Annotated in this window: 23 protein-coding genes; 7 read left to right on the top strand and 16 right to left on the bottom strand. The window is 67.7% G+C overall.

From position 1 onward, the window contains the following. Positions 1–4: 4 nt before the first annotated feature. From AC5Y4C_RS05025 to ligA, 9 genes are all read right to left on the bottom strand, one after another. Complete coding sequence (locus AC5Y4C_RS05025; protein WP_499914160.1) at positions 5–985, bottom strand: hypothetical protein; 981 nt, start codon at positions 983–985, stop codon at positions 5–7. Continuing rightward, the gene (locus AC5Y4C_RS05020; protein ID WP_499914158.1) at positions 982–2,049 is read right to left on the bottom strand and encodes a vWA domain-containing protein; all 1,068 of its coding nucleotides are present in this window, start codon (positions 2,047–2,049) and stop codon (positions 982–984) included. Before AC5Y4C_RS05020 ends, AC5Y4C_RS05025 begins: the two co-directional genes overlap by 4 nt. Next, positions 2,046–3,140, bottom strand: a complete 1,095-nt coding sequence (locus AC5Y4C_RS05015; protein WP_499963210.1) for a vWA domain-containing protein — start codon at positions 3,138–3,140, stop codon at positions 2,046–2,048. Before AC5Y4C_RS05015 ends, AC5Y4C_RS05020 begins: the two co-directional genes overlap by 4 nt. Next, a complete protein-coding gene (locus AC5Y4C_RS05010) occupies positions 3,131–3,610 on the bottom strand; it encodes a hypothetical protein (RefSeq protein ID WP_499963212.1) in 480 nt (159 codons plus the stop codon). Before AC5Y4C_RS05010 ends, AC5Y4C_RS05015 begins: the two co-directional genes overlap by 10 nt. Next, positions 3,600–4,472 (bottom strand): DUF58 domain-containing protein, encoded by an 873-nt coding sequence (locus tag AC5Y4C_RS05005; RefSeq protein WP_499907987.1) that lies wholly within the window; start codon positions 4,470–4,472, stop codon positions 3,600–3,602. Before AC5Y4C_RS05005 ends, AC5Y4C_RS05010 begins: the two co-directional genes overlap by 11 nt. A 5-nt stretch (positions 4,473–4,477) precedes the next feature. Continuing rightward, positions 4,478–5,479 carry an AAA family ATPase gene (locus tag AC5Y4C_RS05000; protein ID WP_499963214.1) on the bottom strand — a complete coding sequence of 334 codons (1,002 nt, stop codon included), beginning with the start codon at positions 5,477–5,479 and terminating at the stop codon, positions 4,478–4,480. Positions 5,480–5,488: 9 nt separating this feature from the next. Next, a complete protein-coding gene (locus AC5Y4C_RS04995) occupies positions 5,489–6,763 on the bottom strand; it encodes a hypothetical protein (RefSeq protein WP_499963216.1) in 1,275 nt (424 codons plus the stop codon). A gap of 19 nt (positions 6,764–6,782) precedes the next feature. Continuing rightward, complete coding sequence (locus tag AC5Y4C_RS04990) at positions 6,783–8,063, bottom strand: Rv0361 family membrane protein (protein WP_499914149.1); 1,281 nt, start codon at positions 8,061–8,063, stop codon at positions 6,783–6,785. Positions 8,064–8,143: 80 nt separating this feature from the next. Continuing rightward, positions 8,144–10,225, bottom strand: a complete 2,082-nt coding sequence (gene ligA / locus AC5Y4C_RS04985) for an NAD-dependent DNA ligase LigA (protein WP_499963218.1) — start codon at positions 10,223–10,225, stop codon at positions 8,144–8,146. Positions 10,226–10,282: 57 nt separating this feature from the next. Between ligA and AC5Y4C_RS04980 the strand changes: the two genes are divergently transcribed. Then, entirely contained in the window at positions 10,283–10,678 is a 396-nt protein-coding gene (locus AC5Y4C_RS04980; protein WP_499907982.1) for an MmcQ/YjbR family DNA-binding protein, read from the top strand. On the opposite strand, the gene AC5Y4C_RS04975 is transcribed toward AC5Y4C_RS04980, so the two are convergent. Next, positions 10,675–11,685, bottom strand: coding sequence for a methionine synthase (locus AC5Y4C_RS04975; RefSeq protein ID WP_499963219.1), 1,011 nt, complete (start codon positions 11,683–11,685; stop codon positions 10,675–10,677). The two genes, AC5Y4C_RS04980 and AC5Y4C_RS04975, sit on opposite strands and share 4 nt — an antisense overlap. A 43-nt stretch (positions 11,686–11,728) precedes the next feature. On the opposite strand from AC5Y4C_RS04975, the gene AC5Y4C_RS04970 reads away from it, so the two are divergent. Further along, positions 11,729–12,370 carry a sensor domain-containing protein gene (locus AC5Y4C_RS04970; RefSeq protein ID WP_499963220.1) on the top strand — a complete coding sequence of 214 codons (642 nt, stop codon included), beginning with the start codon at positions 11,729–11,731 and terminating at the stop codon, positions 12,368–12,370. On the opposite strand, the gene mnmA is transcribed toward AC5Y4C_RS04970, so the two are convergent. The 6 genes from mnmA to AC5Y4C_RS04940 form a co-directional block, all read right to left on the bottom strand. Then, the gene (gene mnmA, locus AC5Y4C_RS04965) at positions 12,363–13,427 is read right to left on the bottom strand and encodes a tRNA 2-thiouridine(34) synthase MnmA (RefSeq protein WP_499963222.1); all 1,065 of its coding nucleotides are present in this window, start codon (positions 13,425–13,427) and stop codon (positions 12,363–12,365) included. The two genes, AC5Y4C_RS04970 and mnmA, sit on opposite strands and share 8 nt — an antisense overlap. After that, positions 13,424–14,611, bottom strand: coding sequence for a cysteine desulfurase family protein (locus AC5Y4C_RS04960; protein ID WP_499963224.1), 1,188 nt, complete (start codon positions 14,609–14,611; stop codon positions 13,424–13,426). Before AC5Y4C_RS04960 ends, mnmA begins: the two co-directional genes overlap by 4 nt. Positions 14,612–14,657: 46 nt before the next feature. Continuing rightward, the gene (locus AC5Y4C_RS04955; protein WP_499963226.1) at positions 14,658–15,455 is read right to left on the bottom strand and encodes a lysophospholipid acyltransferase family protein; all 798 of its coding nucleotides are present in this window, start codon (positions 15,453–15,455) and stop codon (positions 14,658–14,660) included. Then, positions 15,452–16,219, bottom strand: coding sequence for a GNAT family N-acetyltransferase (locus AC5Y4C_RS04950; RefSeq protein ID WP_499963228.1), 768 nt, complete (start codon positions 16,217–16,219; stop codon positions 15,452–15,454). The genes AC5Y4C_RS04955 and AC5Y4C_RS04950 overlap by 4 nt, the downstream gene beginning before the upstream one ends. Positions 16,220–16,348: 129 nt before the next feature. After that, positions 16,349–17,305, bottom strand: a complete 957-nt coding sequence (locus tag AC5Y4C_RS04945) for an electron transfer flavoprotein subunit alpha/FixB family protein (RefSeq protein WP_499907975.1) — start codon at positions 17,303–17,305, stop codon at positions 16,349–16,351. Between the two features lie 39 nt (positions 17,306–17,344). Continuing rightward, positions 17,345–18,142, bottom strand: coding sequence for an electron transfer flavoprotein subunit beta/FixA family protein (locus AC5Y4C_RS04940; protein ID WP_499907974.1), 798 nt, complete (start codon positions 18,140–18,142; stop codon positions 17,345–17,347). A 207-nt stretch (positions 18,143–18,349) separates the two neighbouring features. On the opposite strand from AC5Y4C_RS04940, the gene AC5Y4C_RS04935 reads away from it, so the two are divergent. The 5 genes from AC5Y4C_RS04935 (at position 18,350) to AC5Y4C_RS04915 (ending at position 24,177) form a co-directional block, all read left to right on the top strand. Next, entirely contained in the window at positions 18,350–19,102 is a 753-nt protein-coding gene (locus tag AC5Y4C_RS04935) for a class I SAM-dependent methyltransferase (RefSeq protein ID WP_499963230.1), read from the top strand. A 77-nt stretch (positions 19,103–19,179) separates the two neighbouring features. Next, a complete protein-coding gene (locus AC5Y4C_RS04930; RefSeq protein ID WP_499963257.1) occupies positions 19,180–20,673 on the top strand; it encodes a 1,4-alpha-glucan branching protein domain-containing protein in 1,494 nt (497 codons plus the stop codon). Between the two features lie 91 nt (positions 20,674–20,764). Next, complete coding sequence (locus AC5Y4C_RS04925; RefSeq protein WP_499963232.1) at positions 20,765–21,988, top strand: glycosyltransferase family 4 protein; 1,224 nt, start codon at positions 20,765–20,767, stop codon at positions 21,986–21,988. Positions 21,989–22,043: 55 nt separating this feature from the next. Further along, positions 22,044–23,420 (top strand): MFS transporter, encoded by a 1,377-nt coding sequence (locus tag AC5Y4C_RS04920; protein WP_499963234.1) that lies wholly within the window; start codon positions 22,044–22,046, stop codon positions 23,418–23,420. Further along, a complete protein-coding gene (locus AC5Y4C_RS04915; protein WP_499907970.1) occupies positions 23,413–24,177 on the top strand; it encodes an ArsR/SmtB family transcription factor in 765 nt (254 codons plus the stop codon). Before AC5Y4C_RS04920 ends, AC5Y4C_RS04915 begins: the two co-directional genes overlap by 8 nt. The last annotated feature ends 49 nt before the right edge of the window (positions 24,178–24,226 follow it).

The following is a 24,226-nucleotide window of genomic DNA, read 5'->3' as shown; positions in this document are numbered from 1 at the left end:
CCCGTCACTCGCTGTTGTCGCCGGACGCGTTGGCGTCGTCGAGCAGCACCCGTAGCTTGTCGAGTGGGTCGCCGCTGCCCGGCTCGAGTTTGTTGGCGGCCGGCGACTGTCCGTCGACAAGCGGTAAGCGATCCGGCGAGACGCCGTTGAGCGCGCTCGGCCCCTGCGGGTCGGGTGCCGAGTCGCTGGGGCCGATCACCGGCACGGGCGGCCCGTTCGATCCAGGTGTTGGAGGCGGCGGCTGGGGCGCCGCGGCGGGCGGCGAAGTCGGCGGCGACGTTGGTGCACTCGGTGGTTCGGGAATCGGCGCAGACGTGGGAGTCAGCGACGTAGGTGGCGGCTGCGGCGGAAGCGCTTGCGGCGGCTGAGGCGGCGCGGCGGGTGGTGGTGGCGTCGTCAAAGCGGCGATCTTGCGGTCCAGTCGGTCCGGGGTGTCGGTCAGGACGGCGCGACGTTCGATGTTGGGATCGGTGCTGTCGCGAAAGCAGCCCGCAGGAGCGTCGGCAACCACCGCGCGTGCCTGTTCGTACCAAGCCACTGCGGCTTTGGTATCGCGGTCCCCGACGGCCCTGTCCCCCAACGTTTCTCGCACCAGCACCAGGTTGATACGGATTGGGCACGACTGCTGCCCGGTCACGCGGGGCAGCGCGCGGGCGAACGACTTCTCCGCGTCGGTCAACCGGCCCTCGAGAAGCTCGAGGTCCCCGTCGGCGAAGCCGGCTTTGGCGGGTTCGATGATCGCGAAGGTCTGCAACAAGGAGACGTCCGAGCGCAACGCGTCGAGGTTGTGCTGCGCGAAATCGCTACGCGCAGAGTTGCTTTTGATCACCAGGGTGATCATCACACCCGTTGCGGCGAGCATCACGACCACCACGGGTGCGGAGTACAGGAACAGACGCCGACGCAGCCTGCGCCGCGACGGCCCCGACTGAAACCACAGCCCGATGCGGGACAGCGGCGACCCGTCGGCTCTGCGCAATCTCATCGCGTCACTTTCGCTGAGAGGGTGTGACTCAACCGGTTGCGGCGGAATTCGCGCACAGTGGCAACGACCTCGACGAGAAGCAACGCGCATGCCAGCAGGGTGAATACCCAGTAGAGCTCGGTGCGTTCGATGACCCGGATGCGCTGGGATACCTGAGCTGAGGCATCGCCGGCGGTCGGCGGCAACGACGGAACCACCATCGCGATGTTGTTCTGGGGCGACCTGTGGAAGTACGGCACACCGAGGTGAGTGGCGACGGTCTTGAGCCGCGTCTCGTCGATCGCCGACACCACCGGTTGCCGCGTCTGTTCGTCGACGGCGTAGAGCGCTCCATTCGCGCCGATGCCCACCGGGATGAGGCCGCCGGCCTCGGTTCCGTATCCGAGCACTGCGCCACCGGCGATTGCACCGTCGGGCGGAGTGAACGCGGTCTGGCTCGCGTCCGAGCCGCCGGCACCTTCGCCGAAGTAGAACACCACGTTGTGCGAACCCGGGTACAGCTTGTGGGCCAGCTCGAGCTGACGGGAGAGCTCTTGCGCGGCGGCGCCCGAATTGACCCGGTGGACGGCGTCGCGCGGAACGACGATGTAGGGCGAGAGGCCTTTGAGCATGGACCGCAGGCTCCACACATCGTCGGAGAGCGGCCATTCCAGCGCAGCCTTGGCCGAGAACCCGATGACCGCGAACCGCGCACGCGGGAACTCGTCAGCCAGCGCGAGCGCGTCGGCCCGGATCGCGGACATCCTCGATTGCTCGGGCGCGTAGTCCTCGACCCGCGAATCGACCGACCGGTCGATCACCAAGAAGACGTTGACGTCCGGATCGGCGACGGCGTTCTGTCGCGTCTGCGGGCCCCGTTCGCCAGGTTCCAGACCGGGGCGGAACGCCGCGATGAACAGCAATAGAAGCGCCAAAGTCAGCCCGCTCCAACGCAATACGACACGCCGGTACCCGCCGCGTCCGGTGCGCACCAGCACCCGGTACAGGGCGACCATCCGGATCACCAGCACCAGACCGGTCAGCGCCAACAGCAGCTCCGGGCGCACGATGGGAAGGAACGTCATCGGCGCAACACCGCCAACGAGGTCACCAGCAGCGCCCCGCACACCACCGTGATCAGCAGCACCGTGTTCGGTGCGTCCCAGCTGCGCGCAGAGATCGTCTTGCCGCCGGGAGTGACCGCCTCCGGCGGGTGACTGCGGATCTCGTCGAGATATCCCGCCAGCGGCGACCCGTTCGCCGTTCCGGCACTACCCTGCGTGCCAACAGGGTTGTACGAGAAGAACTTTCCGCCGGTACCCGCAGTGATGCCCTTCAGGGTGTCGTCGGCGCCTGACGGCAGGTTCGGCGCGTCGGCGCGTGCGATCGCGTTGACCTGGACGCCTTGTCGGGCGGCCATCTCGGTGACCTGCTCGGCGGTGTACAGCGACGGCCTGCGCTCGTCGGAGCCGTGGAACGCGCTGTATCCGAGGTAGACGATCGAGCGGCGGTGAGTGCCCTTGTCCTCAGGCCGTGGGAAGCCCGTCATGCACAGGGCGAGAACGTCTTCGACGCTGCGGGCGTAGTCGACGTAGGTCACTGTTCTGGAGAATCGCGTGATGCCGGCATCGAGCGCCTGCACGTCGGCATCCGACATCGGCCGGTGGGCCTGGTAATCAGCTTGCAGCGCAGGTAGTTTCGCGAACTCGTCGAGCCGGCGGGACACGAAGTCGTGGTCACGGGTGAGCGGCAGCACCCGCAGTGTCGGCGACGTCACGCCCAGCCGTTGATCGGTGAATCCCTTTGAGGCACGGGCGAAGTACTGCAGAAAATCAGCCGTCGCCGGGTCGGTGACGGGTTGGCCGACACACAGCATGATGTCCTCAGGGAAAAGGGCGTCGAATTCCCGCACGGTCGCCGAATAGCCCTGTGGCCGCGACGCCGCCAGCAGCGCGGCTGCAAACAACGTGACGAGCAGCACGCCGGTGACGAGTACCGACAGGAAGTACGTGCGATACACGCGACGGTATGCCGGCAGCCGAGTCAGGCGTTCGACGTTGGCCAGCGGTCGCAGCCACCGCTGAACCTTGGTCATCGGGCTCATGGCAGCCGCCACGACGCATCCGGCCAGAACGACGACGCCGACGGCCAGCAGCGGCCACCACCTCAGGTCCACGCTGAGATCACCTGCTCGGCCGAGCGCCCGACCGCGTCGACGTCGACGGCCGCGTCGGCGACGTACTGGCCGTCGACCAGGACCGCCATCACCGGCGCAGCGGGCGCCAGCGGCCCGGCGCTGATCTCGTCGAGCGTCAGGTACTGGGCCCGAACACCCGTTGCGGCTGATAGAAAGCTGCGCAGCGTGCGGCTGATCGCTGCGCAGGCTTCCCGCGTGGCGATACGCCCGGCGCGGTGATCGGCGCGGATGCGCCCGATGGCCGAGACGAACTTGCGGCGCAGCACCCGGCCGTGGATGGCACGCAAGACAGGAAGCTGCCGCAGCGTAGCCGGCGGCAGTGTCCAGACATAAATCACCGACCACCACAGCAGCACTGCGGCGACGACCAACCCTGCCGCGACATACCACCACGGGGAGTACGGCAGCGGAGCGCCGATGTAACGCAGCAAATCGCGGTCAGTCGGCACGGCGGTTCCCCGCAGTCAGTGTGACGACGCCGCGCCGGATGCCGCCGCTGCCGGTGATCCTGGCGTGCCGGATGCGATGCCCGGACAGGAAACCGTCCAGTGCAGCCATCCGTGCTTCTTCGGCGGCATGGTAGGCGTGCACCACGCGCGGACCCAGCGTGGCACCGTTGAGTACGTATCGGCCGCTGGCCACGTCGTATCCGTCGTGCTCGTCCGCGGGGGTGCCGACCGCCGGCATGTCGGCGATCAGTGCCCAATAGACGTCGTGGCGACTGGCGAGGTCGGATAGAACCGCCGCCAACCGGTCGGAGATCTCCGGTTCGTCCGACACCACGACCAGCACCAGCCGCTTACGAAAGTTGTTGCGTACGTAAGTCAATTGCTCGATGACGTCGCTGCCGGCCGACGGCGAGGCGGTGAGGCCGACGAATCGCGCCAGCATGCTTTCCACGTGAGTTTCGCCGCGCCGGTTCGGAATTCGCGCCGAGCCGCGGGCGTCCCCGACCACCATGCCGATCTCGTCGTGCCGGCTGATCCCGATCAGCCCGATAGCGCCCATCACGTTGGCGGCGACATCGCGCTTGACCTCACCGCTGGGCGCGAGCGCCGACATGTTGTGTCCGGCGTCCGCGACCAGCACCATCTTGTGGTGGCGTTCGGTGACGAACCGCTTGACCAGCACGGAGCGCGACCGCGCCGACGCCTTCCAGTCGATGTCACGCACGTCGTCGCCGGCGACGTAGGGGCGCAGCTCGTCGAATTCCAGGCTGCGGGTGTGCAGCAGCGCGTAGTGTCCGCCTTCCAGCAGGCCTTTGGTGTCCGTGCCGAAATGGGTTCGAGCGCGGTTGAGCAGCTTGGTCATTCGGGCTAGGGCACCCGCACGGCGCGCAGGACGTTGTCGACGATCACGTCCGGGGTCACACCCTCGGCTCCGGCCTCGAACCCGAGGATCAGCCGGTGCCGCAACACGCGGTGTGCGACTTTTTTGATGTCGTCGGGCACGACGTGGTTGCGGCCGGACAGCACCGCGACCGCACGCGACGCCTTAGCGAACGCGATCGTGGCGCGCGGGCTTGCGCCGTATTCGATGAGCCTGGCCAGTTGCGGGCTGAGGTAGCGCGACGGGTTACGGGTGACGTCGACGAGCTGCGTAACGTAATGCACCAGAACGGGATCCATGTGGATGTTGCGGACAACATGCTGCAGCTGGCGCACTTGGTCAAGGCTGATCACCGGCGGGGTAGAGCCGTCGCCGTCGTACACCCCCGCGTCGATGCGGAACACGACTTCGGCTTCCTCCTGGGGCGACGGGTAGGCCAGCAGGTGCTTGAGCAAGAACCGGTCCGACTGCGCCTCGGAGAGCGGATAGGTGCCTTCCTGGTCGACAGGGTTCTGAGTGGCGACGACGAGGAATGGTTCGGGAATCTTGTGCACCTCACCGGCGATGGTGGTTTGGCGCTCCTCCATGGCTTCCAGCATCGCGCTCTGGGTTTTTGCGCTTGACCGGTTGATCTCGTCGAGCAGCACGATATTGGCGTGCACCGGGCCCAGTTGTGTGGTGAACGAATTGGTGGTCGCGTCGTAGACCTGAGTGCCCAGGATGTCGCTGGGCAACAGGTCCGGTGTGCACTGGATGCGGCGGAAGGTGCCGTGAATCGCGTTCGCCATCACCCGTGCCGCGGTGGTCTTGGCCAGCCCGGGCACGCCTTCCACGAGGACGTGGCCGCCGGTCAGCAGGCCGATCAGCAGTGACTCCTGCAAGCCGGACTGCCCGACCACCTTCGCCGAAAAGGCTTGTGAGACTGCGCCGATGATGCGGTACGCGAACTCCATCTCGTCACGGTTGGGCTGGACGCGCGTTGCGGTCATGGACACCTTTCAGGCTGGTGTGAAGGCGAGCGGGTTCTTGGTGAGGTCGACGGTTCCATTGATGAAATCCTTCGATTCGAGCTCGGTTGGCCCGTTGCGGCCGTTGGCGGCGAGGATGGCCCGCGTCGATCCCATCACTTGCGCCTGCATCGTGTACTCGTTGACGAAGATGTTGAGCTTGTCCAGGCCTTCGGCCGACTTGTAGCTCACCGAGCGGGGATCCACGCCGGCCGGATAGGTGTAGTTCTCGCAACCTGCGGCCGGGGTGGCCGAGAAGCAGCTGCGCAGCCAACCTTCGACGGAAGCGGCGATGGCCTTGCGACCTTGGCCATTCAACGTCACCTTGGTGTTCAGCCCGGTCCCGGCGTCACCGCCGCTCAGCGCTTCCAAGAACACCGGTTCGGCCTTGATGTCGATGTACGGATTCGACGACTTGATGTCCAGCGCACCCGGGAACACATACACGTTGTCGGCGCCGTTGGTGGGAACGCCGAAGATCGTGACGGTCTTCAGCGCTGCATTCTCGACACTGGGAGGGCTGATGGTCAACTTGATCGCAGCGGTGTCGAGCTTCCATTCGTCGCGAAACTGCTTGACCCACAGTTCAGTTCGTGAATCGGTACCACCGAAGCTCGCGGAGACTTCGACCTTGGCGCTGCCGAGTTCGTTCTTGTTGTCGTCGCCGGTGACGACGATGTCGGTGATCGGCGCCTTCTCGATCTGCTTCTTCAGGATCTCGTCGGTGAGGAACTGCTTCGACCCGGGGGTGGATCTGCCCAGAGCCAGTGCCGCGTCGGCGTCTCCGTGGGCGAGGGCGTCCATGTACGCCTGCACGGCGTCTTTGGCAGATCCGCCGCCCGACTTGCTGTTGCCCCCGGTGGTCAACACGATTGCGGCCACCACGACCGCGACGGCGAGCACCACCGCCGCGGTGAACAGCGTGACGCCCAGTGCCCTGCGTTTGCGTGGAGGCGGCGGCATTGCACCGCCCATCCATGGTTGCGCGGGCTGACCGAACGGCGGAATCGGCGGGTGCGGCGGCGTCGGCCCACCCGGCGGCAGCGGCGCACCCGGCGGAACCTGTGCACCCGGCGGGAGCTGTGCACCCGGCGGCATCGGCGGTTGAGCCGAGCCCCACCCTTGAGGCGGTACGCCGGTGGGCACAGGGCCCGGGTGTGGTGGCGGGCCGGCCGGCGTGGCGCCACCGACCGGATTCGGCCCGCCATATCGGCCGGGAGAACCGTCGTCTGGCTGCCCGCCCCACGGCGGTCCTGGGTAGGTCACGAATGTCACTCCGTTGCGCTCAGTGCGTTCTCATCTTCACAGTGGGGGGGTTCTGGCTGAGGTCAGCGTCGCCGTAGACAGCGGCATCGACCGTGGTCGTCACTGTCTCGCCCGATCGGGTTTGCGCGGTCAAGCCGAACTGCACGTCGCCAGAGAAGCTGACTGTCATCTCCTCGGCGTCGAAGTAGCCCACCGAGATCGGGCTGCTGTCGGGTTCGCTCCACTGTGCGGTGCCGTCGGCCAATCGCGGATCGAAGACCTCTTGCGGACAACCTTGCGGCTCAAGGGATTTCGATTTCGCACACGATGCCAGAGCGTTCTTGACGGCTTGCAGTGTCGCGGTGCGGCCGGCGTCGCTGATGTCGAACTTGAAGTTCGTCAGGACGGTGTCGAGGATGCCGGTCATCGAGTTCAGCAGAAGCGGCGGCCCGCTGACGATGATGTTGGGATTGGTGGTGCCGAAATCCACCCAGCCGGGGAACACGTACGCCACGCCGGATTTGGTCACCGGCTGGCCGAAAATCGTGAGCGTCTTCAATGCGGCGCGGTCGAGCGACACAAGCGGCTGGTTGAGGTCGATCTTCACGGCCACTTGCCGCAGCTTCCACCTTCCGTCCTTGCGGTCCAGCCACAACGTCTCGTCGGAGACGGTGTCGCCGAAAGTCGCGGCCACGTGCACCATGCCGATCGGGGTGTCGCTGCCCTGCGTCGAGTCGCTGAGGATTCTGATGTTGGTGATCGGCGCCTTTTGGAGCTGCTTCTTGAGGATGTCGTCGGTGAGGAACTGCTTGGAGCCCGGCTGATCGGCGCCGTAGGACAGCGCCTTGTCCGCGTCGCCGCGCGCCAGTGCCTGCAGGTAGCCGGTCACCACGTCGGCGGCGGAGCCGGCGGCCTCTGGCGATTCCGGCGAGGACCGCAGCGCAAAGATCACCGCCCCGACGACGGCAGCGATCACGACGACCACCACCAGCGCGATGATCAGTGGCTTCTTCGGCGACCGCGGTGGCTGGTACTGCGGTTGCATCGGCGGCTGAGCCGGCGCAGCGGGCCACCCCGGCGTCGGTGCGCCGAACTGTCCGGGAGCCCCCTGCCCCGGCGGCCCTGGCACGAGCTGAGGCGGCGGCCGCCACTGCGGAACGGGTTCGGCGGCCTGGTCGGACGGCGTCGGGGGCCCGACCGGATTGGGCCCTCCGTAGCTTTCGTGTGGCTGCGACGGTGGAACGGGACCGCTCAGGTCAACCTCCTCATTCGGCAATGCGCGCCGAGCCCGCGCAGCCGCGCCGCTCCACACCCTCGCCACCAGCGAAACATGCGACGCGGATGATTCTATGGGGCACCTGAGCGCCCGCGCTCACCAACTTGGCCGACGGCCTTCGCCGGCTAGGCCGACGGTGGTCCGTGCCGCAGCAGCTCACGGAAGCCCTCCTCGTCGAGGATCGGCACACCCAGCTCGACGGCCTTGTCGTACTTGGAGCCAGGTGAATCGCCGGCCACCACGAAATCGGTCTTCTTCGACACCGATCCGGAGGCCTTTCCGCCGCGGGCGATGATCGCCTCTTTGGCCTCGTCGCGCGAAAACCCGGTCAGCGAGCCCGTCACCACGATGGTCAGGCCCTGCAGCGTCGGCTCCACCCCCGCTTCGCGCTCGTCGGCCATCCGCACGCCTGCCGCGCGCCACTTCTCGACGATCTCTCGGTGCCAGTCGACGGTGAACCATTCCGTCAGCGCCGCCGCGATCGTGGGGCCGACGCCTTCGACCTCCGACAGCTGCTCTTCGGACGCGGCCATGATCGCGTCGAGACTGCCGAACGCGACGGCCAGTGCGCGCGCGGCCGTGGGGCCGACGTGCCGGATCGACAACGCCACCAGCACCCGCCACAGCGGACGGTCCTTGGCCTGCTGAAGGTTTTCCAGCAGCCGGGCGCCGTTAGCCGACAACCGGCCGTCTTTGGTCCGGAACAGGTCCGTGCGCAGCAGGTCGTCTTCGGTGAGCGTGAACAGGTCACCCTCGTCGGTGATCACGCCGGCCTTGAGCAGCGCGATCGCCGCCTCGTAGCCGAGGCCCTCGATGTCGAGCGCGCCACGGCTCGCGACGTGAAAAACCCGCTCCCGCAATTGAGCTGGGCATGATCGCGCATTGGGACAGCGAATGTCCGCGTCGCCTTCCTTGGCCGGCGCCAGCGCAGTGCCACATTCGGGGCAATGGGTGGGCATGACGAACTCGCGTTCACTGCCGTCACGCAGGTCGACGACGGGGCCCAGCACCTCGGGGATCACGTCGCCCGCCTTGCGGATCATCACGGTGTCGCCGATCAGCACGCCCTTGCGCTTGACCTCCGACGCGTTGTGCAGCGTGGCCAGCCCGACGGTGGAACCGGCGATGCGCACCGGGGTCATGTACGCGAACGGCGTGACCCGGCCGGTGCGTCCCACGTTGACCCGGATGTCGAGCAGTTTGGTCTGCGCCTCCTCGGGCGGGTACTTGTAGGCCACCGCCCACCGCGGCGCGCGGGAGGTGGCGCCGAGCCTGCGTTGCAGCGCGACGTCGTCGACTTTGACGACCACACCGTCGATTTCGTGCTCGACGGTGTGGCGGTGTTCACCCCAGTAGGCGATCCGCTCCTGAACGGCGTCCAGTCCGCGCACGCGGCTGGTGTGCGCGGAGACCGGCAGCCCCCAGGCTTTCAGCGCGGTGTAGGCGTCATGCAGACTCTGCGGACTGAAACCTTCGGTGTAGCCGAGTCCGTGGCAGACCATGCGCAGTTTGCGTTTGGCGGTGACCGCCGGGTTCTTCTGCCGCAGGGAGCCGGCCGCACTGTTGCGCGGGTTGGCGAACGGCGCCTTGCCCTCCTCGACGAGTGCGGCGTTGAGGTTCTCGAAGTCCGCGATCCGGAAGAAGACTTCGCCGCGGACCTCCAGCACCCGTGGCATCGGGAATTCGCTTGAGCTACTGAGTCTTTCAGGCACATCGTCGATGGTTCTGGCGTTGAGAGTGACGTCCTCGCCGACGCGGCCGTCGCCGCGGGTGGCCGCTCGTTCGAGTCTGCCGTCGCGATACACCAGCGCCAGCGCGACACCGTCGACTTTCAGTTCGCACAGGTAATAGGGGTCGCGGCCGATCTCGGTTTCCACCCGGTTGGCCCACGCGATGAGTTCGTCGGTGTTGAAGACGTCGTCCAAAGACAGCATCCGCTCGAGGTGCTGCGCCTCGGTGAAGTCGGTGGCGAAGCCCGCTCCCCCGACGAGCTGGGTGGGTGAGTCGGGAACCCGAAGCTCCGGGTAGCGCTCCTCGAGGGCGACGAGCTCGTTGAACAGCCTGTCGAACTCCGCGTCCGAAATGATCGGCGCATCCTTGACGTAGTACCGGAATTGGTGTTCACGGACTTGGTCGGCCAGGTCCTGCCACCGCCGCCGCACGTCGGGGTCGACTGGATCGACCTCCGGTGTTGCCTCTTGCGCCACTCTCGCAGGCTATCGGAGCACTCCGACAACCCACCCGGGCGCCGATACGCTGTAGCCGTGCCGCATCCGGTCATGTTCCGCGACGACGACTTCGGCCTGCGCGAACTGCGCGGCATCGCGCTGAGCTTTCCGGGCGCGTTCGAGAAGGTCTCGTGGGGCCGGCCGGTGTTCTGCGTTCCGAAGATCTTCGTGATCTACGGCGGCAACGCGAAAGGACCCGACGGCATGGTCGCATTTCCGTATTCGATGCTGGTCAAGGTCGACGAGGTGGACCGGGCCGCCCTCGAGCAGGACAGCCGCTTCTTCTACCCGGCGTACATGGGTCCGCACGGGTGGCTGGGGATGGATTTCTCGGCCGGCAGGGTCGACTGGGGCGAAGTGCGCGAACTCGTCGACGCGTCCTACCGGCTGGTGGCGCCGCGCAAGCTGGTCAAGGAACTCGACAGCCGCTAGATCGCCTCCGGGTCTTCGGCAAGCACGTCAGCGACTTTCTGCGTCAATTCCGTTGCGGTGCGGGCCCATTCGATGTCCGCGCCGGCCAGGCCGCACGACGGCGTCACGCCGACGCGCCGCGCGAGGATCTGCCGCGCAAATCCCAGCCGGTCGGTGATCCTCGCCGCTGCTTCGGCCAGTTGCTCAGCCGAGGGCCTGCGCTGCGGGGTGACCGACGGCACCAGGCCCAGCAGCACTGTGCGTCCGCTGTCGAGGAATTCGGCGAGGCCGTCGACGTGGTCCTGATCCAAGCGGGACCAGTCGATACTCAGCGCCGCAATCCTGCTGCGCTGCAACACTTCCCACGGTAGCTCGGCGGCACAGCAGTGCACCGCGACGTCATCGCCGGCCGCGGCGGCACACGCGTCGAGCAGATCCACCGCCTCCGTCTGCTCCACCGGCGCAACCGGCGTCAACGCGGTGACTCCGGCCAGCGTGCCGGCCACCGCCGCCGGCAGCGACGGCTCGTCGAGTTGCACGACCACCGGGCAGTCGAGACGTCTGCCCACCTCCCTGCGATGCGCCGCAAGGCCCTCCGCCAGCGACGCCGTCACGTCCCGCAGCGCACCGCGGTCCGTGATCACCCGGTGTCCGCCGGGCAGTTCCAACTGTGCGGCCAGCGTCAGCGGCCCGGGCGCCTGCACCTTGAGCGCGCGGTCGCCGCCGCGCAGACCGGCCCGTTCCCACGCTTCTTCGAGCGCGTCGATGTCCTCGTTCAGCAAGCTGCGCGCACGCCGGCTGACGGCACCGGGCCGGGCCGCCACCCGGTATCCGCGGGGTGTGGTGTCGATTGCGATGTCGACCAGCAGCGCGCCAGCCCGTCCGATCATGTCCGCGCCGACACCGCGCGCCGGTAACTCCACCAGATGCGGCAACGAATGTAGCTCGCCGACCACCACTTCGGCGGTCTGCCGCGCGGACGTGCCCGGCCAGGAGCCCACACCCGTGGCGGCGGCGAAAACGCTCATTGGCCAACACTATTGGATGGCGCCGGGATAGTCTGACCGCATCATGGCCCGACGCAGCCGCACGCTGCTTTGCTGCCTGGCCGCGGTGACGCTCGCCAGCGGCTGCACCAACATGGTCGGCGGTATCGCATCCATGCCGCCGACCGAAGGTCCTTATCTCGACGGCATGGACGTCGACGACCTCCTGCTCACCACATCCGAGCTGCGCGACATCACCGGCGCCGGCACTGACCTCAACGGCATCCCAGGTATGGATTCCCGATACACCGTCGACGACGAACAGCTCGTCCAATCCGCGCCGGCGCCTTGCCATTTCGTGTTTCTCGAAAGCCAGGTCTTCGGACCGGACGTCAAGCAGTTCCACAAGACAAGCTTTCAGACGCCGCCCAGGTCGGCACTGCTGTCCGAGGCGGCCGCCGCGTACGCCGATGCCGCCGCCGCCCGGCGCGCATTCGACAACCTCACCGGTCAGGTGCAGGCATGCGGCGACACCCCGTCCGGGTACGCCTTCGTCGACGAATGGACCACCGACGACCACACGTTGCAAGCCGAAAGCCTCGGTGACTGCGGGCGCATCTACCGGCTCGAGTCCACGGTGCTCATCGAAGTCACCTACTGCGGCTATAGCCACGTGGTGCCCAACTTGGTCGCCGCACGCATCGCGGCGCGGGTGGGCACTAGGTGATCGTCGCGCTGCCGATGACTTCGTCGCCGTCCGGGTCGCGACGGTAGAGCACCATGGTCTGACCCGGCGCCACCCCCCGCAGCGGCGTGCGCAACCGCGCCTCGAGCTCATCGCCCACCAGCTCGGCCACCGCGTCGACCACGCCGCCGTGGGCGCGCACCTGCACCTGGCACTCGACCGGCCCCGCCGGAGCCGCACCCGAGGTGAACACCGGCCGCTCGCCACGCACGTGCCAGACGTCCAGGTCGGCGGCCTCGCCGACTGTGACCGTCGCGGTGCGGGCGTCGATCGCAGTCACGTAGCGCGGCCTGCCGTCGGGCCCCGGTCCGGCGATGCCCAAGCCCTTGCGCTGGCCGATGGTGAACCCGTGTACGCCCTGATGGTGGGCGAGCACCGTCCCGGCCCGGTCGACGACCGCGCCGCGGCGCAGGCCGATACGCGACCCGAGGAATGCACGCGTGTCACCTGACGGGATGAAGCAGATGTCGTGGCTGTCCGGCTTGTCGGCGACCGCGAGCCCCCTCGCGGCGGCTTCGGCGCGTATCTGCGGCTTCGGGGTGTCACCGACCGGAAACAGCGCATGGCGCAACTGTTCTGCGGTGAGCACGGCCAGCACATACGACTGGTCCTTGTCCGCGTCGACGGCCCGCCGCAACCGCCCTGCCGACAGCCGCGCATAGTGGCCCGTGGCCACCGCGTCGAACCCCAGCGCCAACGCTCGTGCGGCCAGCGCGGAGAACTTGATCTTCTCGTTGCAGCGCACACACGGGTTGGGCGTCTCACCTCGCGCGTACGCCGACACGAAGTCGTCGATCACGTCCTGCTTGAAGCGATCCGCGAAGTCCCAGACGTAGAAAGGAATTCCGAGCTTGTCGGCGACACGGCGCGCATCGCCGGCATCTTCTTTCGAGCAGCAGCCTCGCGAGCCAGTGCGCAGAGTTCCCGGCGCCGACGACAACGCGAGATGCACTCCGACCACGTCGTGGCCTGCGTCCACCATCCGCGCGGCGGCCACCGACGAATCCACACCACCGCTCATTGCGGCGAGCACTCTCATTTCGCCCCCGCGCTGGCCAATGCCGCCTGCCGGGCCCGCGCCACCGCGCCGGGCAAGACGTCGAGCACCGCGTCGACGTCGTCGACAACGCTGGTACGCCCCAGCGAGATCCGGATCGAGCCTCGCGCCGATGCGGTGTCGGCGCCCATCGCCAACAGGACATGGGACGGCTGCGGGACACCTGCGGTGCAGGCCGACCCGGTGGAACACTCGATCCCGTTGGCGTCCAACAACATCAGCAGAGCATCGCCTTCGCATCCGGTGAACGTGAAGTGCGCGTTGCCCGGCAGCCGGTACTGCCGAGAGCCGTTGAGCCGCACGTCGTCGATCGCCGTCAGCACCCCGTCGATGAGGCGGTCACGCAGCCCCGTGAGCTTCTCGCAGTGAGCCCGCAAGCCGTCGACCGCAAGCCTGGCCGCAACGGCCATTCCGACCGTGCCCGCGACATCGGGTGTGCCCGAACGCACGTCGCGTTCCTGGCCGCCGCCGTGCAGCAGCGGCACGCACGGGATGTCGCGGCGCAGGACCAACGCGCCGACCCCGGTGGGGCCGCCGAACTTGTGCGCGGCGATGCTCATTGCCGACAACCCGCTCGCGGTGAACGAGACCGGCAGCTGGCCGATCGCCTGAACCGCGTCGCTGTGCATCGGCACCTCGAATTCAGCTGCAATCGAAGCTAATTCGTGGATCGGCATGATCGTGCCGACCTCGTTGTTGGCCCACATCACCGAGACCAGTGCGACGTCGTCGTGCGACTGCAATGTCTCGCGCAACGCCGACGGCGACACCGAACCGTCGGACTCTGTAGGCAACCACGTCACCTGCGCGCCCTCGTGCTCGGCCAGCCACTCGACCGCGTCGAGGACGGCATGGTGCTCGACGGCGCTGACGACGATCCGGCGGCGGCGCGGATCAGCGTCGCGTCGCGCCCAATAGATTCCCTTGACGCCGAGGTTGTCGCTTTCGGTGCCGCCCGCTGTGAAGACGACCTCCGATGGTCGGGCACCGAGCTTGTCGGCGAGCAGCTCCCGCGACTCCTCCACCGTGCGGCGGGCGGCACGACCTGCGGAGTGCAGCGACGAAGCGTTGCCGACGGTCGCCATCACAGCCGTCATCGCCTCGACGGCATCGGGATGCATCGGGGTGGTGGCGGCGTGGTCCAGGTACACGGGGGCAGACCTCATGGCCCGTCCAGCTTAGCCGTCGTCGGCAATTCCCCGACTGGGCCGCTCAGGCCGCCAGTGCGTGCCCGTGGCGCGAGGTTTGCGTGCGGCGCACCGCGCGTTGGCAACGCCGGGCAAGGTCACGGCGGTCGTCGCGCGGCAATTGCAGCGCACCGACATACACGTGTGCGACGGTCCTCGGAGCCGACAGCACGCGGCGCAAGGACCGGCCGAGGGTGTCGTCGCCGACGAACGCGGGGATCGTCGACGGGCGGCCGTCACGGTGGTGGTAGCGCAGTCGCAGCGGCTGCACGGGCCGGCCCGCGTCGATTGCGGCCTGGAACATCGCCGGCCGAAAGCGCCCGTTGGCCAGCCCGCACCAGGTGGTGCCCTCCGGGAACGCGACCACTGTCCGGCCCGACCGCAGCCGGGCCGCCACAGTGCCCACGACGGCGGGCAGTCCGCGCAGCTGCGCACGGTCGATCGGGATGACGTTCATCACACTCGCGAGGGCGCGCAGTGCCGGCCAGCGAGTGAGTTCGGCTTTCGCGACGAAGTGACCCGGCATCAGCGCCGAAATCACCAACACGTCCAGCCACGACACGTGGGGGCTGACCACCAGCACGCCGGCGACATTGCGGATCGGTCCGCCCGTGGTGGTGACATGCACACCCATGCAGCGCAGCACGGTTCGCAGATACAAGCGCACAGGCGCGGACCAGATCAACAGCACGGGAACCAGTGGCAGCAGCAGCGACACGAACACGCACCGGTACGTCGCACGCCACGCTCGCAGTGTGCGGCTGCTCTGCTGCTGTACGCAACGCTCGTCGCACGTGGCGCGCGGCAGCCAGCCGTGCGTCATCGGGCCGCCATGGCGGTGGCCGCAGCGACCGATCGCAGCCGTTTAAGATAGCGGGTGTCGGCCTGGCGTTTGTCCAGCAGCGCCATGAAGTCCGCGACCCCGAAGTCCGGGTCGTAGGCCGGCTCGCCGCAGATCCTCGCGCCGAGCCGCAGGTAGCCGCGCATCAGGGGCGGCACCTGCGCCTGCGGTGGCACTGAAAGCGGGTTTAACGGCAGCGGCCGATACGGCCGCACGCGATAGTCGCACCCATACCGCTGCAGGACGGCGTCGCGGACGCCACGGGCATGCGCCAGTGGCACCGAGACGCAGCCGGTCACGTAGTTGTAGCCGCAGCGGTCCAGGTACGCCAGGATGCCGGCCCACATCAGCAGCACGACTCCGCCGTTGCGGTGGTCGCCGCGAACGACGGCACGGCCCATCTCCACCAGCGACGGACGCAGCGGGTCGAGGGCGCGGACGTCGAATTCGGTCGCGGTGTAGAGGCCGCCGGCGGCGATGGCACCGGCCGGCGGCAGCATGCGGTAGCAGCCGACGAGCTCGCCTGAAGTGTCCTCGCGCACCAGGAGGTGGTCGCAGTACTCGTCGAAGCGGTCGGCGTCAGTGCTCGAGATCAGCCGAAACCCCGGCTCGTCGGCGAACACCTCGTAGCGCAGCTGCTGCGCGTCTTCGACGAGGCGGGGGTCGGTGGTCAGCAGCAGCGTGTATTGCGGGGCGGCTGTCGAGGAGTCGGAATCGGTGGCCAGCAGGACAGATGCAGCGGTCATGGCTGCACCGTGGCTGAGCAGCCTCTCCCACGGACAGCCGTGGGGTGACGTGTCCGTGCACACCCAGTGACGATTTCGGGGCGCTTTCCAACGCTGAGCGTGGGAAAGCGCCCCGAAACCGCTTGAGGATCAGCCCTTGCGGGCTTTGACCGCCTCGGTCAGCTGCGGCGCGACCTTGAACAGGTCGCCCACCACGCCGTAGTCGGAGATCTCGAAGATCGGCGCCTCTTCGTCCTTGTTGACCGCGACGATCGTCTTGGACGTCTGCATGCCGGCGCGGTGCTGGATGGCCCCGGAGATGCCGAGCGCGATGTACAGCTGCGGCGACACGGTCTTGCCGGTCTGGCCCACCTGGAACTGGCCCGGGTAGTAGCCGGAGTCCACCGCGGCGCGCGATGCGCCCACCGCCGCGCCGAGCGCGTCGGCCAGTTCCTCGACCACATGGAAGTTCTCGGCGCTGCCGACGCCGCGGCCACCGGCGACCACAATGCTGGCTTCCGTGAGTTCCGGACGGTCGCCGGCCACGGCCGGCTCGCGCGAGGTGATCTTGGTCGCGTTCTCCGGCGGCTGCGGCACCTCGACGTTGACCACCTCGCCCGCGCCCTCGCTCGGCTCGGCGTCGATGGCGCCTGGCCGCACGGTCATCACCGCGACGTCGCCTTCGACCTGCGCTTCGACGGTGAACGCGCCACCGAAGATCGAGTGCACACCCTTGTTGCCGGGCTGCACGTCGACGACGTCCACCAACACACCGCTGCCGATGCGCGCCGCCAGGCGGCCCGCAATCTCCTTGCCGTCAGCGCTGGCGGCCAGCAGCACGGCCGACGGGCTAACCGACTCCACAAGGGAGGCAAGCACATCCAGCTGCGGCACCAACAGGTAGTTGTCGACGAAGTCCGCCTCCGCGACGTAGATCTTCTGTGCCCCAGCCGCTTTCAGCTCGCCGATCAACGGCTCTGCGGTACCGGGCGCGCCGACGACAACTGCCGACGGCTCACCCAATTTCCTTGCGGCGGTGAGCAATTCGGAGCTCACCTTCTTGAGGGCACCCTCCGCGTGCTCGATGAGTACAAGTACTTCAGCCATGAATGATCGCTGCCTTCTCTCAGATGCTCTTAGGTGCTTCTAGATGATCTTCTGCGAAATCAAGTACTGGGCGATCTTGTTGCCGCCCTCGCCGTCGTCTTCGACCTTCTCGCCCGCGGTCTTGGGCGGCTTGGGCGCCGAGGACAGCACCTTCGAGCCGGCGTTGGCCAGACCCACTTCGTCAGGCTCGACGCCGATGTCGGCCAGCGTCAGCGTGGTGACTTCCTTCTTCTTGGCGGCCATGATGCCCTTGAACGACGCGTATCGCGGCTCGTTGATCTTCTCGGTGACGCTCACGACGGCCGGCAGCGACGCCTCGAGGGTGAACACCCCGTCGTCGGTTTCGCGCTCGGCGGTGACCTTGCCGTTCTCCACCGTCAGCTTCCGCACATGGGTCAGCTGCGGCAGGCCCAGGTACTCGGCGATGATCGCCGGTACTGCGCCCCCGACACCGTCGGTCGCCTCGTTGCCCGCGATCACCAGCTCAGTGCCCTCGATGGTGCCGAGCGCCTTGGCCAGCACCCAGCCGGTCTGCACCATGTCGGAGCCCTTGATCCCGTCGTCGAGCACGTGCACGGCCTTGTCAGCGCCCATCGACAGCGCCTTCCGGATGGCCTCGGTCGCACGCTCGGGGCCGGCGGTCAGCACGGTCACGGTGCTCTCCGTACCGTTGGCGGCCTCTTTCTCCTTGATCAGCAGCGCTTCTTCGACAGCGCGCTCGTTGATCTCGTCCAGCACCGGATCGGCGGCGTCGCGGTCGAGCGTGAAGTCGTCTTTGAGTTTGCGCTCCGACCAGGTGTCAGGGACCTGTTTGATCAGGACCACGATGTTCGTCATGGGTGTGGTTTGCCCTCCTCGAATAAGCCGGCGTAGGACCGGCCGCGCCCAATAGTGCGGATATGTCCGATTCGACCGCACGCCGTGTTACTGGCGGGTAACTTTGCGTGGTTCGCCTGTACACCATATCGGGTCGTCGCAGGTCGCCTGACTGCGCGTGCCTGCTACCTCTCCCGAACAACCTGATTAGCGTTAGCCTGCGATGCGATGAGCGCACACGACTCCTTGGCCCTGACCGGCGAGCGCACGGTGCCCGGCGTGGCCGAGGAGAACTACTGGTTCCGCCGCCACGAGGTGGTCTACCGGCGGCTGGTCGAGCACTGCCGCGATCGTGACGTGCTGGAAGCCGGCTGCGGAGAAGGCTACGGCGCCGATCTGATCGCCGACGTGGCCGCAAGCGTGATCGGGCTCGACTACGACGAACTCACCGTCGCCCACGTGCGCGCCCGCTATCCCCGAATCGACGTGCGCCACGGCAACTTGGCGGCACTGCCGCTGCCGGACGCCGCGGTAGACGTGGTGGTCAACTTCCAAGTCATCGAACACCTCTGGGATCAGCCGCAATTCGTCGCCGAATGCTTTCGCGTGCTGCGCCCCGGCGGACTGCTGATGATGTCGACGCCGAACAGGATCACTTTCTCTCCCGGCCGCGACACCCCGGTCAACCCGTTCCACACCCGGGAACTCAACGCCGCCGAACTGACCGAGCTTCTCGAGGCCGGCGGCTTCACGGTCGAGTCGATGAGCGGGGTGTTCCACGGAGCGCGGCTGGCGGCGCTGGATGCCAAACACGGCGGCTCGATCATCGACGCGCAGGTGCGACGCGCGCTGGCCGACGCGCCCTGGCCCGCCGAGTTGCTGGCCGACGTGGCTTCGGTGAGCGTCGACGACTTCGAGCTGACGTCCGATCGTGATATCGACGACAGCCTGGATCTGGTGGCGATCGCGGTCCGGCCATGACCGACAACTCACCCCACCCCGACGTCGCCGCCCAGGTGGCTCCCCACCCGAATGTCGCCGCCGCAGCGGCTCCGGGCATGTTCACGTTGGTGCTGCACACCCACCTGCCATGGCTGGCGCACCACGGCCGCTGGCCGGTCGGCGAGGAGTGGTTGTACCAATCCTGGTCTGCGGCGTACTTGCCGCTGATGCGGGTGCTGCGGCGGCTGGCCGCTGAAAACCGCACTGGCCTACTGACTCTGGGCATCACACCGGTGGTGGCCGCCCAGCTCGACGATCCGTACTGTCTCGACGGCATGCACCACTGGCTGGCGAACTGGCAGCTTCGCGCGCTGGAGGCGACGACGATTCCGTCGTTGCGTCAGTTCGGAATCCGCGAGTATGCCGAGACCGAGGAGGCGCTCGACGATTTCGCGAACCTGTGGCGTCACGGCGCCAGCCCGCTGCTGCGGCAGCTGATCGACAGCGGCACCATCGAGTTGCTGGGCGGCCCGCTGGCGCACCCGTTCCAGCCGCTGCTGCATCCACGACTGCGCGAGTTCGCGCTGCGAGAAGGCCTCGCCGACGCCCAGCAGCGATTCGCACACACCCCGGCAGGCATCTGGGCTCCTGAATGCGCCTATGCACCGGGTATGGAATTCGATTATGCCGCAGCAGGAGTCGGCCATTTCATGGTCGACGGCCCGTCGTTGCACGGCGACACCGCGCTGGGCCGGCCGGTCGGCACCACTGACGTGGTGGCGTTCGGTCGCGACTTGCAGGTGAGCTATCGGGTGTGGTCGCCGAAATCGGGTTACCCGGGCCACGCCGCCTACCGCGACTTCCACACCTACGACCACCACACCGGGCTCAAGCCGGCTCGGGTGACCGGACGCAATGTGCCCGCCGACCAGAAGGCGCCGTATGACCCCGCGCGGGCCGAGCGGGCGGTCGACGCGCACGTGGCCGATTTCGTCGACGTCGTCCGCCGCCGCCTCGTCGCCGAGAGCGAACGGCTCGGCCGCCCCGCGCACGTCATCGCCGCATTCGACACCGAGTTGTTCGGGCACTGGTGGTACGAGGGTCCGATGTGGCTCGAGCGGGTGCTGCGGGCACTGCCGGCGGCCGGTGTGCGGATCGGCACGCTGCGCGACGCCGCGACCGCCGGGTTCGTCGGCTCCCCCGTCGAATTGCCGCCCAGCTCTTGGGGTTCCGGCAAGGACTGGCAAGTGTGGGCGGGCGAACAGGTGGCCGATCTGGTGCAGCTCAACGCGGAAGTGGTCGACACCGCGCTGACTACCGTCGACAAGGCGTTGGAGCAGACCGACGCACCGCACGCCCGCGACTTCGTCGCCGACCAGATCCTCCGCGAAACGCTGTTGACGGTGTCTAGCGACTGGCCGTTCATGGTCAGCAAGGATTCGGCCGCTGACTACGCCCGCTACCGCGCCCATCTTCACGCCCACGCAACCCGAGAGATCGCCGGCGCGTTGGCATCTGGGCGCCGCGACGCGGCGCAGCGGCTCGCGGACGGCTGGAACCGCGCCGACGGCCTGTTCGGCGCGCTCGACGCGCGCAGGCTCCCGCGGTGACTTCCCCGCCCCGCGAGCGTGCGTGTCTGCTCCGCGACACGCCGCAGCGCGCGTGCCACAGCGCACCCTCGCGGCCGACGAAGGTGCGCCAGTGAAGGTTTTGATGCTGTCGTGGGAGTACCCGCCGGTGGTGATCGGCGGCCTCGGCCGCCATGTCCATCACCTCGCGACGTCCTTGGCGGCGACCGGTCATGAGGTTGTGGTGTTGAGCCGCCGGCCTTTTGACACCGACCCGGCCACCCATCCCACCACCGACGAAGTCCATGACGGCGTGCGCGTCATAGCCGCCGCGCAAGACCCGCACGACTTCACGTTCGGCACCGACATGATGGCCTGGGTTTTGGCGATGGGCCACGCGATGGTGCGGGCCGGGCTCGCGTCGCGCTTCACTCCGGACGTTGTCCACGCGCACGACTGGCTGGTAGCGCACCCCGCGGTTGCCCTCTCCGAATTCCTCGACGTGCCATTGGTCTCCACCCTGCACGCCACAGAGGCCGGCCGGCATTCGGGATGGCTCAACGGGCGGGTCAGTCGTCAGGTTCACGCGTTGGAGTACTGGCTGGCTCATCAGTCCGACGAGCTGATCACGTGTTCGGCGTCGATGCGTGAGGAGATCACCACGCTGTTCGGCCCCGACCTGCCGGATGTGAGTGTCATCCGAAATGGGATCGGTTCCAGCACTTGGCCTTTCGCGCACAGGAAGCTGCGCAGTGGACCGGCGCGGTTGCTGTTCGTCGGCCGGCTGGAATACGAGAAAGGCGTCCACGATCTCATTGCCGCCTTGCCGCGGATCCGGCGGACCCATCCGGGCACCACGCTGAGGATCGCAGGCGAAGGCACACAACAGGATTGGCTCGTCGAACAGGCTCGACGCCATCGAGTGCAGAAGGCTACGGTATTCCTCGGACATCTCGACCACAGTCAATTGCTCCAAGAGCTGCACGACGCCGACGCGGTCGTGTTGCCCAGCCACTACGAACCGTTCGGCATCGTCGCGCTCGAGGCAGCCGCCGCCGGCGCGCCGCTGGTGACGTCGAACGTGGGCGGCCTCGGTGAGGCAGTGATCGACGGTCACACTGGAATGTCTTTTGTCCCAGGAGATGTCGCGGGATTGGCGATGGCAGTGCGCCGCGTGCTCGACGATCCGGTTGCCGCGCAGCACCGAGCAGACGCCGCACGGCAACGGCTCACGTCCGACTTCTCCTGGAGCACCGTCGCCGACGAGACCGCACAGGTCTACATGGCCGCCAAACGCCGTGAGCGCCAACCACTGGCGCGGCCCGTCATCGCCGAACGGGCATTGCCCGACCGCTAGTTCCGCGCGGGACGATTCGATCGGCGTCGAATCGTTCCGGCCATACCGTGCGGGTATGGGCACCAACAGAATCACGTACAGCTCGATCGTGACGTTGATCGCGGCATACCTCGGACTGTTCGTCGGCCTGATCGACGCGAATGCGGTGAACCTGGCACTGCCTGCGATTCGCGCGGACCTGGGTGGAGGAATCTCCGGAGCGCAGTGGACGATCGACGCCTACAACGTGGCGTTCGCGGCCGTGCTGTTGACGTCGGGATCGGTCGGTGATCGCTTCGGCAGGCGCGCCGTGCTGCGCGTGGGCCTGCTGGTCTTCGTTGCCGCGTCGCTGGGTTGCGCATTGACGCCTTCCCTGCCGTTGCTGCTTGCCGCCCGCGCGGTGCAGGGCCTGGGGGCCGGACTCATGCTGCCGCAAGGCTTGGCCATCGCGGCCCACGCCTTCCCTGATGCGGCGGACCGGGCCAGAGCGACGGCAGCATGGGCGGTGGCGGCAGCCAGCAGTACAGCGTTGGGCCCGGTGCTGGGCGGCGTACTCACCGACACGCTGGGTTGGCGGTACATCTTCTGGCTCAACGCTCCCGTCGGCGTTCTGGCTTTGGTGATGACATACCGCCATCTGTCCGAATCGCGCGATCCCGATGCCGGCCGAATCGACCTGCCGGGGCAGGTGTTCGCGATCTCGAGTCTGGCGACGCTGACGCTCGTGCTGGTCGAGGGCCGGACGATGGCGCCGGCATGGGCGGCCGCACTGGCGCTGCTTGCCGTGGTGTGCGGCGGGGCGTTCGTCTGGACGCAGCAGCGGGGAGACGATCCGATGCTCCCTTTGCACTTGCTGCGCAGCCGCCCCCTGATCGCGGCGTTGGCCGCGACGGTAGCGATGACATTCGGCACTTACGGCATGCTGATGATCAATAGCTTTGCGTTCCAACAACAACGCGGCGAAACCGCGTTGGCGACGGCTGTCGAATTCCTGCCGATGCCGCTCACATATCTGGCGCTGGTCCCGCTGGTCAACGTCGTGGCGCAGCGGACCGGTCCGAGGCTGCCGATGGTCGCCGGTCTGGGTCTGATGGCAGCGGGCATGTTCCTGTATGCGATCGCCGGACCGAACGGCCGGCTGTGGGTGCTGGAAGTGGGTTTCGTCTTGACGGGTGCAGGGCTGGCGTTGAACACCGCTCCGGCTGTCGCGTTGGCCATGGCCTCGATCCCGGTCACCCGCGCCGGTCTCGCGTCCGGTGTGGTCAACCTGGCCCGGCTGATCGGCATCACGGTCGGTGTTGCCGCGCTGGGTACGGTGATGGCACTCGGCGGGGTGTGCGCCGCCCTGGCGGCGGGCGGAGTGGTCGAAGTGGCGGCGGCGGTCGTCGTCCTGCGGTGGGTCACCCGCCGGGCGGCCCCCGCGCCGGACAGCAAGGAGACGTGCCATGCGTGACGCAGCCGAACTGCCGTCGGTCGGTGACGCGGACATCGCCGCGGTGGCATCGCTATTCGCCGATTCCGCGCGTTGCGCTGTGCTGCTGGCGCTGGACGACGGGCGCGCGCTGCCCGCCAGCGTTTTGGCTGAGGAGGCGGGAATCAGCAGGTCCACTGCCAGTAGCCATCTGACGAAGCTGACCGAGGCGGGTCTGCTGCGGGTCGAGACACACGGCCGGCACCGCTACTACCGGCTGGCCGGTCCGCATGTTGGCGAGCTGCTGGAGCACCTCGTCCGGCTGGCGCCTCCTCGGCCGGTCCGGTCGCTGCGGGAGGGCACCAAGGCGGCCCGATTGCGCTCGGCCCGAACGTGTTACGACCACCTGGCAGGACGCCTCGGCGTCGAGGTGATGACCAGCTTGCTGAGGCAGCAGGTGCTGATCGGCGGCGACGGCCGATTCGACGCCGACCGGGACAACCGAGACGCGCTCAGTAGCCCTGGCCGTGACGTCCACTATGAGCTGACGGACACGGGACGCAGCTTTCTCGCCGGGCTGGGAGTCGAAATCCCGGCGGGCAAAAGGCCGTTGATCCGGTACTGCGTGGACTGGACCGAGCAGCGCCACCACTTGTCCGGCGCACTGGGCCGTGCGGTCCTCGATCGGTTCGTAGCCGCCGGCTGGGTGAAGCGGATGCCGCGCGGGCGGGCGGTCAAAGTCACACCGGACGGTCGCACGGCACTCGCCGACTGGTTCGGCATCGACTGGATGGATTAAAGCGCCGAGACTCCCTGCGCCGAACGTGAACCCACGGCGGAATTTCGGC

The sequence above is a fragment of the Mycobacterium sp. NGS35 genome (genome assembly GCF_059812855.1).
This window is presented reverse-complemented; position numbering and strand designations above follow the sequence as displayed.

What these genes read in the sequence shown, in the direction of transcription:
- mnmA (WP_499963222.1), bottom strand. Translation starts at nt 13,427, where the DNA reads ATGAGAGTGCTCGCCGCAATGAGCGGTGGTGTGGATTCGTCGGTGGCC.
- AC5Y4C_RS04975 (WP_499963219.1), bottom strand. Translation starts at nt 11,685, where the DNA reads ATGAGCGTTTTCGCCGCCGCCACGGGTGTGGGCTCCTGGCCGGGCACG.
- AC5Y4C_RS04960 (WP_499963224.1), bottom strand. Translation starts at nt 14,611, where the DNA reads ATGAGGTCTGCCCCCGTGTACCTGGACCACGCCGCCACCACCCCGATG.
- AC5Y4C_RS04940 (WP_499907974.1), bottom strand. Translation starts at nt 18,142, where the DNA reads ATGACGAACATCGTGGTCCTGATCAAACAGGTCCCTGACACCTGGTCG.
- AC5Y4C_RS05025 (WP_499914160.1), bottom strand. Translation starts at nt 985, where the DNA reads ATGAGATTGCGCAGAGCCGACGGGTCGCCGCTGTCCCGCATCGGGCTG.
- AC5Y4C_RS05000 (WP_499963214.1), bottom strand. Translation starts at nt 5,479, where the DNA reads ATGACCGCAACGCGCGTCCAGCCCAACCGTGACGAGATGGAGTTCGCG.
- AC5Y4C_RS04930 (WP_499963257.1), top strand. Translation starts at nt 19,180, where the DNA reads ATGTTCACGTTGGTGCTGCACACCCACCTGCCATGGCTGGCGCACCAC.
- AC5Y4C_RS04950 (WP_499963228.1), bottom strand. Translation starts at nt 16,219, where the DNA reads ATGACCGCTGCATCTGTCCTGCTGGCCACCGATTCCGACTCCTCGACA.
- AC5Y4C_RS04955 (WP_499963226.1), bottom strand. Translation starts at nt 15,455, where the DNA reads ATGACGCACGGCTGGCTGCCGCGCGCCACGTGCGACGAGCGTTGCGTA.
- AC5Y4C_RS04970 (WP_499963220.1), top strand. Translation starts at nt 11,729, where the DNA reads ATGGCCCGACGCAGCCGCACGCTGCTTTGCTGCCTGGCCGCGGTGACG.
- AC5Y4C_RS05005 (WP_499907987.1), bottom strand. Translation starts at nt 4,472, where the DNA reads ATGACCAAGCTGCTCAACCGCGCTCGAACCCATTTCGGCACGGACACC.
- AC5Y4C_RS04920 (WP_499963234.1), top strand. Translation starts at nt 22,044, where the DNA reads ATGGGCACCAACAGAATCACGTACAGCTCGATCGTGACGTTGATCGCG.
- AC5Y4C_RS04935 (WP_499963230.1), top strand. Translation starts at nt 18,350, where the DNA reads ATGAGCGCACACGACTCCTTGGCCCTGACCGGCGAGCGCACGGTGCCC.
- AC5Y4C_RS05020 (WP_499914158.1), bottom strand. Translation starts at nt 2,049, where the DNA reads ATGACGTTCCTTCCCATCGTGCGCCCGGAGCTGCTGTTGGCGCTGACC.
- AC5Y4C_RS04945 (WP_499907975.1), bottom strand. Translation starts at nt 17,305, where the DNA reads ATGGCTGAAGTACTTGTACTCATCGAGCACGCGGAGGGTGCCCTCAAG.
- AC5Y4C_RS04915 (WP_499907970.1), top strand. Translation starts at nt 23,413, where the DNA reads ATGCGTGACGCAGCCGAACTGCCGTCGGTCGGTGACGCGGACATCGCC.